This window comes from Streptomyces sp. M92, assembly GCF_028473745.1.
Lineage (GTDB): Bacteria > Actinomycetota > Actinomycetes > Streptomycetales > Streptomycetaceae > Streptomyces.
This window is the reverse complement of record NZ_CP101137.1, coordinates 3762994-3775238: the sequence shown is the minus strand read 5'-3', so window position 1 is coordinate 3775238 and position 12245 is coordinate 3762994. Positions and strand designations below refer to the sequence as shown.

The following is a 12245-nucleotide window of genomic DNA, read 5'->3' as shown; positions in this document are numbered from 1 at the left end:
GCGGCCTCACACCTCGGGACGGAGCATCGGGGGGTTGAGGAGAGTGGCGCCGCCGGCCCGGAAGAGCTGGGCGGGTCGGCCGCCCTGGCGGGTGGTCGTCCCGCCGGTGGGGACAAGGAAGCCCGGGGTGCCCGTCACCTTGCGGTGGAAATTGCGTGGGTCGAGCGCCACGCTCCACACCGCCTCGTAGACGCGGCGCAGCTCGCCGACGGTGAACTCCGGCGGGCAGAAGGCGGTGGCCAGCGACGAGTACTCGATCTTGGAGCGGGCTCGCTCCACGCCGTCCGCCAGGATCTGGGTGTGGTCGAAGGCGAGGGGGGCCGGCGGTGCGCCCTCGCGACCGTGACCTGCCTGCTCGAGCAACTCCTCGACCGGCGCCCAGCGTGCGTTGCTGGCGTCACCGCCCGCCCGGGGCGCGGGCAGGTCCGGGGCGAGTGCGAGGTGGGCGACGCTCACCACCCGCATGCGGGGGTCCCGCTCGGGGTCGCCGTACGTCGCGAGCTGCTCCAGGTGGGCGCCGTTGTCCTGAGTGGGCGCGGCGGGGTCGTGGACGCAGAGCCCCGTCTCCTCGGCCAGCTCCCGCGCCGCCGCCTGCGCCAGGTCCTCACCGGCCCGTACGAAGCCACCGGGCAGCGCCCAGCGGCCCTGGAACGGAGGCTCGCCCCTGCGCACCGCCAGCGCGCACAGGGAATGGCGACGTACGGTCAGTACGACCAGGTCCACAGTGACGGCGAAGGGCGGAAAGGCTGACGGGTCGTAGGGCATGCGGCGATCATAGTCGTCTGCCTGACGATAAACACTCCCCTCACCGGCCGCATCGACGGCTGGTCCGCCACCGTCGAACCGTCTTGGCACCGTCTGCTCCCTGTGTCGGGCGAGGGAGGGTCCAACCTGGTCAAGCCCCTAGACGCAGCCCGTCGGCGGCCTCCTCCACCATGGCCAGGCCGAGTCGGCTGACCCGCACGGAGAAGGGCTCCCCCGCCACCCTCAGTCCGGTCAGACCGAGCTCCCCCAGGGGCGCGCTGCGTACGGGACGCAGGGTGACGGTACCGGCCGGGGCGTCGGGACGGATGCCCGCGAGCGTGGTCAGCATCAGCACTCCCGCGGCTGCCGCGGTGGCGGCGGGGCGGCAGGCCGCCGGGTGCGGCAGCGGAGCGCTCGTGTCGGTGCGCTGCTCCCCCGCGAACATCTCCGGCAGGCGGTGCCCGAAGGCGTCGGCCGCGGCCAGTACACCGCGCAGCAGCGAGCCTGCTTCCTTGTCGTGACCGGCGGCGGCCAGACCCGCAACCGCCATCGCCGTCTCCTGCACGTGCACGGCCCCCGCGCGATGCCCGAAGGGGTTGTATCCCGCCTCCGTGGCAGCCAGGCCACGCAGCCCCCAGCCCGAGTCCATGACCGGGTTGCCCAGCAACCGGGCGAGTCGGCCGGTGCGGACCGGGTCGAGCAGGCCTGGTGCGACTGTGCCCCCGCCCAGCAGCCCGGTGTCCAGGAGGTGGGCGGCGGCCGCGCTCAGGTGCGGCACGAGGCGTCCGTCCGGGGTACGGGCCGCCGCGGGTCTTCCGCCCGTCGCGTCGTCGATCCAGAAGTCTCGCCGGAACGCCGTGCGCAGCCGCTGGGCCCACTCCCGCAACCAGGCGCCGCCCGGCCTGCCGAAGTCGTCGAGCAGCTCGGCGCCGAGCAGGGCGGCGCGGTGAGCCTGGGCCTGGGTCGCGCAGCGGACGGGGCCCTGGGGGTGCGGGTCAGGCAGGTACGTGCCGTCGCCCACGGTGGCCCGCAGCCAGGTCAGACACCTCTCGGCGGCGGGCAGCAGCTCCTGCGTCTCGTGCGCCCCGAGCCCCCAGCGCCGGGCCTCCGCGAGGAGCACGGGAAAGAGCAGGGTGGCCTCCGTACCTGTACAGCCCGGCGGCAGGTGCGGGCCGGTGCCGCGCCCGGGTCCGGGGATCATGCCGGACCGCGGTCCGGGGCCGGACCGCTGGGTGCGGGCGAGGGCGCGCAAGGTACCCGCGGCGAGCCGGGTGCCGAGGGGGAGTGTCATCCGGGCGGCGGCGAGGGCCTCGGCGGGGGCCGGACCGCAGCGCCAGGGGACGCCGGCGACCAGGTGGACGTCGGCGGGATGCGCGGGGTCGCGCACCAGGAGGCCCCTGAGGTCCTCGATGCTGGTCCGCAGGAGAGCGGAGACCCCGGGGTCGTCACCGATGGCGTGTGCGGAGGCCAGCGGATCGGCCGCCGTGCGGCCCACTGCCCGGAGCGGCCCTGCGCCGTCCGGCCGTACGCGCAGTTCGACGGCGGCGCTGCCGCCCGCGGGCAGCACGAACTCCCATCGCAGCAGTCCCGCGGAGGCCAGTGCCTCGGCGGGCGGTGGGACCGCCATGACCGACGCGCCGCCCGTGCCGCGGGTCCACCGCAGCCCGGAGCCGTGCACGGTGGCCGGCAGGTCGGGCCCCGCTTCGCCCGCGGCGATCGCTCCCAGGTCGGCCAGGTCGGTCCCGAGCATCACCTCGACCGGCAGGCGCAGCGGGACGGACGCCCAACTGCGCAGCGTGATCCGCTCCGTGCCGTCGGCGTGGCGGGTGCGCTCGACCATCACGTCCGGATCCGGTCCCGGCGCGGAGGCTGTCCGAATCGTGGCGACGAAGCGAGTACCGTCGGCGCCGGTCATCCGGGCCTGGGACGGGAGCGGTTCACGTCCGGCCACGCGAAGGCGGCACCGGGACAGCAGGCGTCGGCCCGCGCGGTAGAACCCCTCCAGGCCCAGGCCGTTCAGCTGGCCCTGCTCCGTGGAGATCACGAGGCCGGGGAGCGCCACGCCGATCATGGTGCTGTGGGTGGGCGGCAACTCCCCGGGCCTGTGTGGCTTTCCGGGCGGTGTACGCCGGGCAGGGGGACGGTCCGCGGCAACGCCCGAGAGGCCGGTGCCCGTCGGCTCCCCACCGGGCCGGGAGACCGACGGTGCCGACGGCGGCCCGACCCGGGCAGCAGCCGGTCCGCCAGGATTCCGCCCCGGCCCCGGGCCGCCTCTTCTGACCGGCGCCGCGGGCCCGGCGAGTGACGGCACCGCGGTGCCCCGCCGGCCGCTCACGCCGAGGTCCGTGACGGCGGACGAGGACGGGGTCGGCTGGTGCATGGGAGACCTCCCTCTCTGCTCGACGCCCTCGAACGGAGCGACGCCGTGGCGGTGGTTTCGAAACTGGCGGTGCGGTGCCCCGGCCCGTCCGGGCGTTCGGCCACTCAGGTGAACGGAAGGGGGGACTTCCAGGTCACGCTCGGGGGCGGGAGGCCCCGGGGCCCGGAGGCACGCGGTCCACGTACCGCCTCCGGGGCCACGGTGCCTGGTCCTCGCCGATCGACCACGGCCGAGGAGCACACCGGAAGGACCACGGCCATGGAGCGCGGCCGAGGGTCGACGGTCCAGGGACGGTGGCCGGGAGAGGGCAGCCAGAAGGAACGGCCGGCGAACGGCGGCCAGGGACGGCGGCACAGCGCTGCCGGGCTGCCCACCGGCGGTCCGGCGCCGCCCCGGCGCCCACCGTCGGCCTGGTGCCGTCCCGCCCTGTGCTCATTCGGAGTCGCTCGCCGCCCCCTTCGGCCCGTGGTCTCCCGTGCGTGCGCCACCAGCGCAGGCGCCCGTCCGGCCCACGCCCTCCCCCTCCGCGGCCCGCGAACGCGCACGGCTCGTCCGCGCGGGACCCGGGCGCTCGCCCGACGCCGGAGTGCGAGGCCGCACGAGTTTCGCACCCGGCTCGCGGCCACGCGCCGCCCTCGGCCGACGGGGGACTCCGTCGGCCGTCACGCCGGAGCGCGTGCGACTCCGTCGGCCGAGGGGTGGCCGCACTGCCGGGGAGGGGTCGGCCGGCTCACGTTCCGCTGCCCCGGCGGCTTGCTTCCCGCCGTCCGGCACGCCGCCCTTCGGGGCCTCCCGGCCCCCGCGCTCCGCACGCAGACAGCGACGGACCGACTCCGGGTCGAGCCCCTCGTTGCACGCCTGGTGCAGGAGCCGGGCGAAGAGGTAGTCGGGATCCGCGCCGAGCGCCATGGCCAGGGCCTCACGGGCCTCCAGTTCGTCGCCCGTGGACCTTCTCTGCACTAACTCGGTTGTCGGAGTTACCCGGCATGCGTCTGAGGCACATACGGCAAGCAATTGAGTACCAGGCGTCAAATAGCCGCCGAGGCCACAGCTGGTGCGGTAGGTTCCGTCAAGTCTGGTGATCGAACCGGGGACGGGCTGGGGTGGCGGTGGGCCAGAACGCGGAAGCATGCAGTTTCCAAGGCTGCGGACGCCCCTTCCGGGCCCGGTCAGCGGGCGTGCCGTTGTGCAGGTCGCACTACGACCAAGCGCGTCAGGGACTCCCCCTTAGACCCATCAAGGCAAAGCTACCCGCGGGTCTGTACACCAAGTGTCAGTTCGACGCCCCACCGTGCGACCGCCCGCACTCCTCCGGTGGTTATTGCGCCACTCACTACCAGCAGTGGTCGGATGGTAAGCCGCTCACCCCCATACGGGGATGGAAGTCACAGGCGGAATGGGGACCGACCTGCCGGTACGGAGACTGCGAGGCTGCGTCCCACTCGCGCGGCCTGTGCAACGTGCACTACGGCCGGGGCATTTCCCAGTTTTCCCGCGACGCAATCCTGGCTCTTCAAGGCGGCCTCTGCCTTTGCGGAGCATCGGACCCAGGACAGAGGGGCTGGCAGCTCGACCATGCGCACGACTGCACAAGAGGACACAGCCCCAATAACTACTGCCAGGGCTGCGTGCGAGGGATGCTGTGCATCGCCTGTAACCGACACGCGCTCGGGTGGTATGAAGGCACCTACCTGGCGCAGCCCGGAAACGCCCCTATCCCTCTCCTCGAAGACTGGAGGAGCCGGCGTGTGCAGTTCCACGGCGACGTCGACTCCCCGGAGGTTACGGTGAGCTACAGGACCGCTGGGGACGCAAGCTCCTGCCGGTCGGAGGGTTCAGCTAGAGGATCTGACGCTTGGGTCGACGGGCGCTTGGGCGTCGTGGGCGGAGTCACGGCGGGTGAAGGTGTACAGCTCGTCCAGTGATAGCCCCAGCTCAGTGGCCAAGGCAGCAACGGTGAAGAATTCCGGCGTAGCTGTGCGGCCCTTCTCGATGCTGCGCACGGTTTCGACGGAGATGCCGGCGCTGCGAGCCACAGCCTCGGCTGATCGTCCAGAGGAACGGCGGGCCTGCGTCAGGCGGGAGGCGAGCACCTGCCCGCGGCGCTGGGCGGCGGGATCGAGCCTCCTTCGTGCCATGGGTGTAACTATACCTGTAGCATTACACCCATGACGGTGACCGCGGCGGCCCCTTCCTATAGCTGGCCCGAAGATGTGCTGCGGCTGAACGCCGTCTGCCCGTACTACACGATGTTCCCGTTGGACTTCCCGCTTCAGCAACTTGCCGCCCACCCTCAGGGCACCCGAGTGCTGGACCCGTTCTGCGGGCGGGGCACCACGCTATACGCCGCACGCCTAGCCGGACTGCCGTCGGTGGGCATCGACATCAACCCGGTGGCCGCCGCCATAGCCCAGGCCAAGCTCATCCAGGTCACACCCGCCGCCGTGGTCAGGCTCGCTCGGCAGATCCTCGACGGCGGCGTACGGGGCGAGGAACCCGAGGGCGATTTTTGGCAGTGGTGCTTCGAGCGCGAGACGCTGCGCGAGCTTGTGACTCTGCGCGAGGCCCTGCTGGAGATGACCACGCCGACGGCGGCGATGCTGCGGGCGGTCATGCTGGGCATTCTGCACGGCCCGCGCAATAAGAACCTCCCGTCATACCTGTCGAACCAGATGCCGCGTACCTACGCCTCCAAGCCTGCCTACGCGGTGAAGTTCTGGTCCAAGCGCGACATGAAGCCGGTGCGCATCCCGGCCCTGGAGGTCATCGAGCGGCGGGCCAAACGCCTACTAGAGGCGGCCCCTCTCGCCCATGGCGGGAAGGTCTACCTCGGTGACTCCGTCGAAATCCTCAACGGCCTGCGCCAGAAGTTCGACCTGGTAGTCACCTCTCCCCCGTACTACGGCATGCGCACCTACGTGGCGGACCAGTGGCTGCGCTCGTGGTTCCTCGGCGGTCCTCCGGAGGTCCCCTACGGTACGCACGGGCAGATCGCCCGTCAGCCGAACCAGGAGGCGTTCATCCAGGCCCTGGCCGAAGTGTGGGCTGCCACTGCCCGACGCTGCCACCAAGGTGCCCGGCTCGCCATCCGCTTCGGCGCCCTGCCCTCTGCACGTACCGACCCGGAACAGATGCTTCTGGCCTCCGTGAGGGAAGCGAAGGCCGGGTGGGTCGTCAAGGAGGTTCGCCAAGCAGGCACTCCGCCCAAGCGCGCACGTCAGGCCCAGCAGTTCGGCAAAGCGGGCTCCGCCGTCGATGAGATCGATCTTGTCGCCGAGTTGATCGGACTTGTCCGATGATCGGGTAACCCAGTTACTTCTCACAACTACGTGACGGATTGTCAGTGCCCCATGCCATGCTGTGGGGCCAGACGAGTGAACCACTCGTCTGTGACAACGCGAGCGTGGTGTGGGGAGAGGCATGTTCGACGCGGAGCAGATCAAGCAGCTCAAACAGTTGATCGGCGACCAGGTTGAGGCCGGCCGCGCGGAGTTGGACAAGCTCGTCGAGCAGGCCCGCGCCATCCGCTCCGAGGTCCGGGTGATCAAGCCGCGGGCGGCTACGTCGGTTGCCCTGATGGCCTCCGACGGTGGCAACAACAAGGTCGCCTTCAACCCGTTTTACCTTCAAGTCGTCCGGGTCGTGGACTCCAGCGGCAAGGAGCTGTGCATGGAGGTCGTCTCCCCGATCTCCGACATCGACGCCCTGAGTCGCCGCCAGTTCCACGAGGACGGCAGCCCACGCACCGCTCTCGGCAGGATGATGCACGGACTGGGCGTCGAGAGGCTCCAGGACCTGTCGCCAATGATGTCCGGCAAGTCGCCCAGCTGGGTGCTGGTCTTCCGCGACCTGTGCGAGTGGGCCACCCTGTACGACTTGATCTGTCACCGCGACTACGCAGTCGACACCCTCATCGTCCGCGACGGCCTGCTGCGCAGCAAGATCTTCCACGGCGAGCTGTTCGTGAAGATGGGCGAGCTGATGTACGAGGCCATCGAACGAATCCGCCGCAATGACCGCCGCAAGGTGTGGCTGGTGGGGCTGGCGAAGAAGACCCAGGTCCTGGAGTACTACCGGCTTGCGATCTCTCTGTCCGGCGTGTTCGACAACGGTGCCGCCTGCTTCGCCAAGGTTCCTTCGAAGATGCTGGACGAGGTGTACTTGTGGGACGAGTACACGAGGGGCATTGACGACGACTCGAAGGGCGAGAAGCCGAAGTTCAACATCGGCTCCATGTACTTCGTCCGCTTCGGACCTTACTCCGGCGACCCCATCTGGACTGTGGACGTGATGTCCCGCCAGGACAAGGAAGCCCAGGCAATCTTCGGCTACCTGCAAGCCGACGCCGTGGCCGGCTTCCCGATCCCGCTCTACCCGAACTGCATCCAGCAGGCTGACAGCTTCTCCCGCGTCGCCGACCTGGACATGGACATCATCGAAGACCAGCTCGTCGACGCCGTCCGAGACCAAGTCGGCGAAGAGAAGGCCCCGGTCATCGACGCCCTGCGGCTGGCCTCCGACGTGGCTGCCCGCCGCTACGAGTAACACCTCCTTCTGTCCGCCCCGCGCACTGTGGAGCAAGAACCGTCATGAGCCTGTTCGAGCGCGACAAAGTCGTCGGCACCTTCCGCGGCTTCGCTGAAAGTGGCATGGAGTTCCACGCCGATCTCGTCCTGCCGCACCACGACAACTTCCAGACCATGGCCATGCACGGCCAATTCGTCCTTGTCCAGCTTGAGCACGAGCGTGAGGCCATCCTGGGGCGGATCACCACCATCTCCTCCCAGGGACGCCTGGTGTCTCCCATCGGCGAGGACTACGCCACCCGCGCCGTGCGCGACCAGCGGCCCATCCCCGACGAGCTGCGCGAACGCTACTTGAAGTACAAGGTCGACATCCGCATCCTCGGCGTGCTCCGCATGGAGGGCGACAAGCACATCTTCGTCCCCAGCCACCGGCGCCTGCCGCACGTCGGCGCCCAGGTCGCACTCCTGGGAGACGACCTGCTCGCCGAGGTCGTCAACGCCAACGACACCGACGACGGCGCAGTGCCCATCGGCTACCTCGCCTTCGGTGAATTCGTCTACGCCGGCAACGACAAGCGCGTAGGCGACACCTCCTGGATGCAGATCCAGCAGCCCGCGATCATGCCCACCTTCCAGATCGACAAGCTCGTCGCCCGCCGCAGCTTCGTCTTCGCCCGCGCCGGCTTCGGCAAGTCCAACCTCGTCAAGCTGCTCTTTTCCGCCTTGTACGAGCACCAGCCCACCGTCCCTCGCCGCTCTGGCGAAGCCCCTGTGGGCACGGTCATCTTCGACCCGGACGGCGAATACTTCTGGCCCGACTTCAAGGGCCGCCCCGCCCTGTGCGACGTGCCGCACCTGCGCGACAAGCTGGTCGTCTTCACCAACCGCAAGGGACCCAGCGACTTCTACCAGTCCTTTGTCGTCAACGGCGTCAAGCTCAACATCAAGGAACTGCAGGCCTCGCGCGTGCTCGGTATCGCGCTGCCGCCGGAGAAGCAGGATCAACAGAACGTCGTCAAACTCAAGTCCCTCGACGGGCCCAGGTGGAGCCGTCTCGTCGACCTGATCCACCGCGACAAGTACGGAGCCGACCGCGACCAGGTCCGAGAGATCCTGAACCTTGGCGAAAGCCAGGAGGCCGAAACCAACGCCGCGATCGGCAACATGACCCGCGTCGTCAACGCGCTCCACGACCCCGACAGCCAGCTCCTGAGCGCTCTGAAGGACTGCCTGTCCCAGGGCAAACTCTGCGTGGTGGACATCTCCCAGATGCGCGGCTCTCAGGGACTTCAGCTCGCCGGCGTAATCCTCGGCGACATCTTCGAACACAACCAGACCCAGTTCACCGAATCCGACCCCAAGTCCATCCCCACCATCGCCGTCATCGAGGAGGCTCAGTCCGTCCTCGGAGGCTCCAGCCAGAGCGAGGACGGCCCCTTCGTCTCCTGGGTCAAGGAAGGCCGCAAATACGATCTCGGCGCACTTCTCATCACGCAGCAGCCGGGCAGTCTGCCGCAGGAACTCCTCAGCCAGGGCGACAACTTCTTCGTCTTCCACCTACTCTCGCAGGGCGACCTCATCTCCCTGAAGAAGGCCAACGCCCACTTCTCCGAAGACCTGCTCGCCACCCTGCTCAACGAGCCGCTCGTCGGCAACGGCATCTACTGGTCCAGCGCACCTGGCACCGACCGCCACTCACGCCCCTACCCCGTCTCCGTGCGCGTCCTCAGTTTCGAGGGCTCCTACGAGATGGCCGACCCTGACTACTCGCTCCCGGCCCCCGACAGCTTCGCCACCCAGGCCCGGACCGAAGTCGAAGAACGACGTTCCGAAGCGCGGGCCGCTTCCGCCAGCCTCGCCGCCACCCACCCCCAGAACACGACCAGCGTGGCAGCTGGAGAAGATCTCACGGGGGACGACAGCGCAATCGCGATCGTCCACCTGCGCGACAATAAGCCCGAGTTCCACAAAATGATCAACACCCCCCGCGGCATCAAGTGGGGTCATGTCTCCCACATGCTGGCAGAGAAGGCACCCGCTCACGCCCAGCGCGATGGATCCGCCTTCGACTGGGGCAGGCGCTTGGTGAAGCAGGCGCTTGATCAACTGTACCCGGATCAGTGGGTCTCAGAGTCTCGGGAAGACGACAAGAGCCCGGGCAAATTCCCCAAGTTCATCATGCTCAAGGAACACGCTCCGAAGTCCGAGACGGAAGCGAACCAGAAGGACGAGGACAAGCAGAGCGACACTCTGTTCGACACCGCCGAGAACGGAGAAAAGCCTCCCTTCTAAGCTCCTACCACACCGAGGAAGGAAGGACATGACCGCCAGCAATCGCAAAATCCCACTGACCGAAGCCGAAAATGACCTTCTTCAAACCCTTTCGGCCCGGTGGACGATGCACATCCTGCTGGCACTCCACACTTGCGGAAACCCGCGACGATTTGGCGAAATCCAGGGATACGTTCCTGGCATATCCAACCGCATGCTCTCCAGTCGCCTGGCTAATCTGGAGAGCAGCGGATTGGTCTCCCGACACGTCGCTGCAACCCGACCGGTAACCATCACCTACCGGCTCACAGACCTTGGCCAGCAAGTAGCTGCCGCTCTGAATCGGCTGCGCGACGTGGCAGCATACTCAGCCGGTTCACGCTGAATGCCCTACCGCAACTGCCACTTGGCGCTCGGGGAGGTGTGGTGACCGCCAACCTCCCCGAGCGCCGTAAGGAAGGGGCGCCCGATAGCTAGCCAAGGGCGCGAGCCGGACTGTACAGGGTCGGCAGAGCCCCGCACGCAACGCCGCCGCAGGCGCGCTTGACCAGCTGGCACGACCTCCGGGGAGGCCCGGAACGGGTAGCTTTTCATTCTCCTATCTCTGACCCATGACGCAAGCAGTCAAGACCTATGCCGCCAAACTCCCGACTACCAGAGAAGAGAGGGCGATCCGTCAAATGACAGCGCCGGACGATACGACATCCCGCTCTCCGAGCGGTGAGCCTCAGCCTTCCGAGCTAGCGCCAGAGGGCAGCCATGAGGCAAAGCCCTTGCGTCGACAAATCGCTGACAGATGGAACAGCCTCGGGCCCGTTGGCAAAGTAGGTATGGTCGGCGGCATCGCGGCTGCAGCGGTCGGAGGCTTCTTCGCCCTTTCCAACAGCCGCACGACTACAGCCATCCATAAGCGCGATAGCCGCGCCAGCGGCACCGGCCTCCCCGAAGAACAGTTCGTCCATTTCCAAATCGGGTTCAGCGACATGGATTTGGTAGCCGGCGAGTATGTATTTGCGTGCCTTGAATGCGACGGTGATGGGTCCCTACAAGTCATTGACCTCGAAGGCCAACTTGTCTGGGAGAGGTGCTTCGAGTGCCACGGCGAAGGCGTCGACTACTTGGACGAGGAGGAAGCGGCCGAACGGATCGACAGCGGCTACACGCCTCTCCGCACGCCCATCACGTGATCGAGAAGTGCGAAGTAGCCGCAAGGACTGCCAGCGTTCAATGCTCGCGACTGGCACCTCGTTAGCTCAAATGGGTATTCGACTGAGAGGAGACGCTGATCTTGTACCACCCGGACTGAGACTGGGCTCAGGTCTGGATGAGTATTTTACGAGGAGTTGGAGGACGCCTGACTGAGCCACGCGTCAAGAGCCCGACCGATGCCCAGTGAGGCGCCGTACACCCAGCAGGAGAAACCATGACAACCGAAAAGTCGACTGGTACATGCCGCGGCTGCCATCAGGAACGCCAACTAATGCAAGATGGCAAAGTTGGGCACCACAAAATTGACCCTTATGGAGACTGTGACGGATCCAAGCAGTACCCCCTCGGACCCAACCCCATCGGCTGCACCTGGACCGCAACCTACCGCGTGGAAGGACGCGACCACTCCCGCATCCCCTATTACAAAGACCGAGGCACCTATGCCCTGCACGGAACCCTTTCTGAGGCATACACCGAGGCCATGCCCCATGTCCGCGCCTACCTCGCCGAGATGAATAACACCGCAGTCCACAGAATTCACATCGACAGCTTCACAATTCACCCGATCATCCCGGTCACTAAGCGGGAGCGAGAAGACCCATACGGCGTGTACACCAAGCCTGTTCCCGAGTACACGATCCGCAAAGGACACCGCGGCGACAAAGGCTCCACTGGTCACTCCTCCTAACCCCCACCAGCTGCGCCGAATCGAGAACTCACGGAGTCCTGAGTCCAGCGCCAGGCCAAGGTACTGAGTCGGTCAACCCGCTTTAGAAGAGCGCGAGGTTGGATAGCAACGGCCCATGGAGACCTCAGCTCCGTGCAGGCTGCCTTGGTTCATCGCGTCAACCTTGGGGCGGGGTCTCTGCCTTCGAGAGTGCTCCCTGCTCGGCGTCGAAGACGGCCAGCAGACGGGAAGGTTGGACATGCAGGCCGCGAGCAAGGTTAATCAAGGTTGTCAAGCTTGGATTGCGCTGACCATGCTCGATGTAGACCACTCCGCGGAAGCTCAGGCCACTATGGGCTGCCAGCTCTTCCAGCGTCATGCCGCGATCTTCACGCATACGCCGAAGGTGCATCCCGAAGGCGTGGAGTACAGGATCGGGCAGGGACGG

General features: G+C 67.6%; 12 protein-coding genes. 7 read left to right on the top strand and 5 right to left on the bottom strand.

The window, feature by feature from the left end; all coding sequences use genetic code 11:
* Nucleotides 1–6: 6 nt before the first annotated feature.
* The 3 genes from M6G08_RS17115 to M6G08_RS17105 form a co-directional block, all read right to left on the bottom strand.
* A complete protein-coding gene (locus M6G08_RS17115) occupies nt 7–765 on the bottom strand; it encodes an NUDIX hydrolase (RefSeq protein ID WP_272588017.1) in 759 nt (252 codons plus the stop codon).
* Between the two features lie 130 nt (nt 766–895).
* Nucleotides 896–2815, bottom strand: a complete 1920-nt coding sequence (locus M6G08_RS17110; protein WP_272588016.1) for a glycogen debranching N-terminal domain-containing protein — start codon at nt 2813–2815, stop codon at nt 896–898.
* Nucleotides 2816–3556: 741 nt separating this feature from the next.
* A complete protein-coding gene (locus tag M6G08_RS17105; RefSeq protein WP_443048828.1) occupies nt 3557–4255 on the bottom strand; it encodes a DUF4192 family protein in 699 nt (232 codons plus the stop codon).
* On the opposite strand from M6G08_RS17105, the gene M6G08_RS35995 reads away from it, so the two are divergent.
* Nucleotides 4228–5049 carry an endonuclease domain-containing protein gene (locus tag M6G08_RS35995; RefSeq protein ID WP_443048827.1) on the top strand — a complete coding sequence of 274 codons (822 nt, stop codon included), beginning with the start codon at nt 4228–4230 and terminating at the stop codon, nt 5047–5049. The genes M6G08_RS17105 and M6G08_RS35995 overlap by 28 nt on opposite strands.
* Here M6G08_RS35995 and M6G08_RS17100 read toward each other — a convergent pair.
* Nucleotides 4960–5262, bottom strand: a complete 303-nt coding sequence (locus M6G08_RS17100; protein WP_272588015.1) for a helix-turn-helix domain-containing protein — start codon at nt 5260–5262, stop codon at nt 4960–4962. The genes M6G08_RS35995 and M6G08_RS17100 overlap by 90 nt on opposite strands.
* 30 nt (nt 5263–5292) lie before the next feature.
* Between M6G08_RS17100 and M6G08_RS17095 the strand changes: the two genes are divergently transcribed.
* The 6 genes from M6G08_RS17095 (at nt 5293) to M6G08_RS17070 (ending at nt 11818) form a co-directional block, all read left to right on the top strand.
* Nucleotides 5293–6423 carry a DNA methyltransferase gene (locus M6G08_RS17095; RefSeq protein WP_272588014.1) on the top strand — a complete coding sequence of 377 codons (1131 nt, stop codon included), beginning with the start codon at nt 5293–5295 and terminating at the stop codon, nt 6421–6423.
* A 121-nt stretch (nt 6424–6544) separates the two neighbouring features.
* Nucleotides 6545–7669: a hypothetical protein gene (locus M6G08_RS17090; protein WP_272588013.1), complete on the top strand. Its 1125-nt coding sequence runs from the start codon at nt 6545–6547 to the stop codon at nt 7667–7669.
* 44 nt (nt 7670–7713) lie between these two features.
* The gene (locus tag M6G08_RS17085) at nt 7714–9942 is read left to right on the top strand and encodes an ATP-binding protein (RefSeq protein WP_272588012.1); all 2229 of its coding nucleotides are present in this window, start codon (nt 7714–7716) and stop codon (nt 9940–9942) included.
* A gap of 28 nt (nt 9943–9970) precedes the next feature.
* Nucleotides 9971–10306, top strand: a complete 336-nt coding sequence (locus M6G08_RS17080; RefSeq protein ID WP_272588011.1) for a winged helix-turn-helix transcriptional regulator — start codon at nt 9971–9973, stop codon at nt 10304–10306.
* A 226-nt stretch (nt 10307–10532) separates the two neighbouring features.
* Nucleotides 10533–11108, top strand: a complete 576-nt coding sequence (locus tag M6G08_RS17075) for a hypothetical protein (protein ID WP_272588010.1) — start codon at nt 10533–10535, stop codon at nt 11106–11108.
* Between the two features lie 236 nt (nt 11109–11344).
* Nucleotides 11345–11818: a hypothetical protein gene (locus M6G08_RS17070; protein ID WP_272588009.1), complete on the top strand. Its 474-nt coding sequence runs from the start codon at nt 11345–11347 to the stop codon at nt 11816–11818.
* Nucleotides 11819–11975: 157 nt separating this feature from the next.
* Here the strand turns inward: M6G08_RS17070 and M6G08_RS17065 are convergent, their stop codons facing one another.
* Nucleotides 11976–12209 (bottom strand): helix-turn-helix domain-containing protein, encoded by a 234-nt coding sequence (locus M6G08_RS17065; protein WP_272591363.1) that lies wholly within the window; start codon nt 12207–12209, stop codon nt 11976–11978.
* Between the last annotated feature and the right edge of the window lie 36 nt (nt 12210–12245).

Bases quoted from the DNA above. Each gene is read 5' to 3' on its own strand.
- M6G08_RS17115 (WP_272588017.1), bottom strand. From the start codon at position 765: ATGCCCTACGACCCGTCAGCCTTTCCGCCCTTCGCCGTCACTGTGGAC.
- M6G08_RS17110 (WP_272588016.1), bottom strand. From the start codon at position 2,815: ATGATCGGCGTGGCGCTCCCCGGCCTCGTGATCTCCACGGAGCAGGGC.
- M6G08_RS17105 (WP_443048828.1), bottom strand. From the start codon at position 4,255: ATGCTTCCGCGTTCTGGCCCACCGCCACCCCAGCCCGTCCCCGGTTCG.
- M6G08_RS17100 (WP_272588015.1), bottom strand. From the start codon at position 5,262: ATGGCACGAAGGAGGCTCGATCCCGCCGCCCAGCGCCGCGGGCAGGTG.
- M6G08_RS17095 (WP_272588014.1), top strand. From the start codon at position 5,293: ATGACGGTGACCGCGGCGGCCCCTTCCTATAGCTGGCCCGAAGATGTG.
- M6G08_RS17090 (WP_272588013.1), top strand. From the start codon at position 6,545: ATGTTCGACGCGGAGCAGATCAAGCAGCTCAAACAGTTGATCGGCGAC.
- M6G08_RS17085 (WP_272588012.1), top strand. From the start codon at position 7,714: ATGAGCCTGTTCGAGCGCGACAAAGTCGTCGGCACCTTCCGCGGCTTC.
- M6G08_RS17080 (WP_272588011.1), top strand. From the start codon at position 9,971: ATGACCGCCAGCAATCGCAAAATCCCACTGACCGAAGCCGAAAATGAC.
- M6G08_RS17075 (WP_272588010.1), top strand. From the start codon at position 10,533: ATGACGCAAGCAGTCAAGACCTATGCCGCCAAACTCCCGACTACCAGA.
- M6G08_RS17070 (WP_272588009.1), top strand. From the start codon at position 11,345: ATGACAACCGAAAAGTCGACTGGTACATGCCGCGGCTGCCATCAGGAA.
- M6G08_RS17065 (WP_272591363.1), bottom strand. From the start codon at position 12,209: ATGCACCTTCGGCGTATGCGTGAAGATCGCGGCATGACGCTGGAAGAG.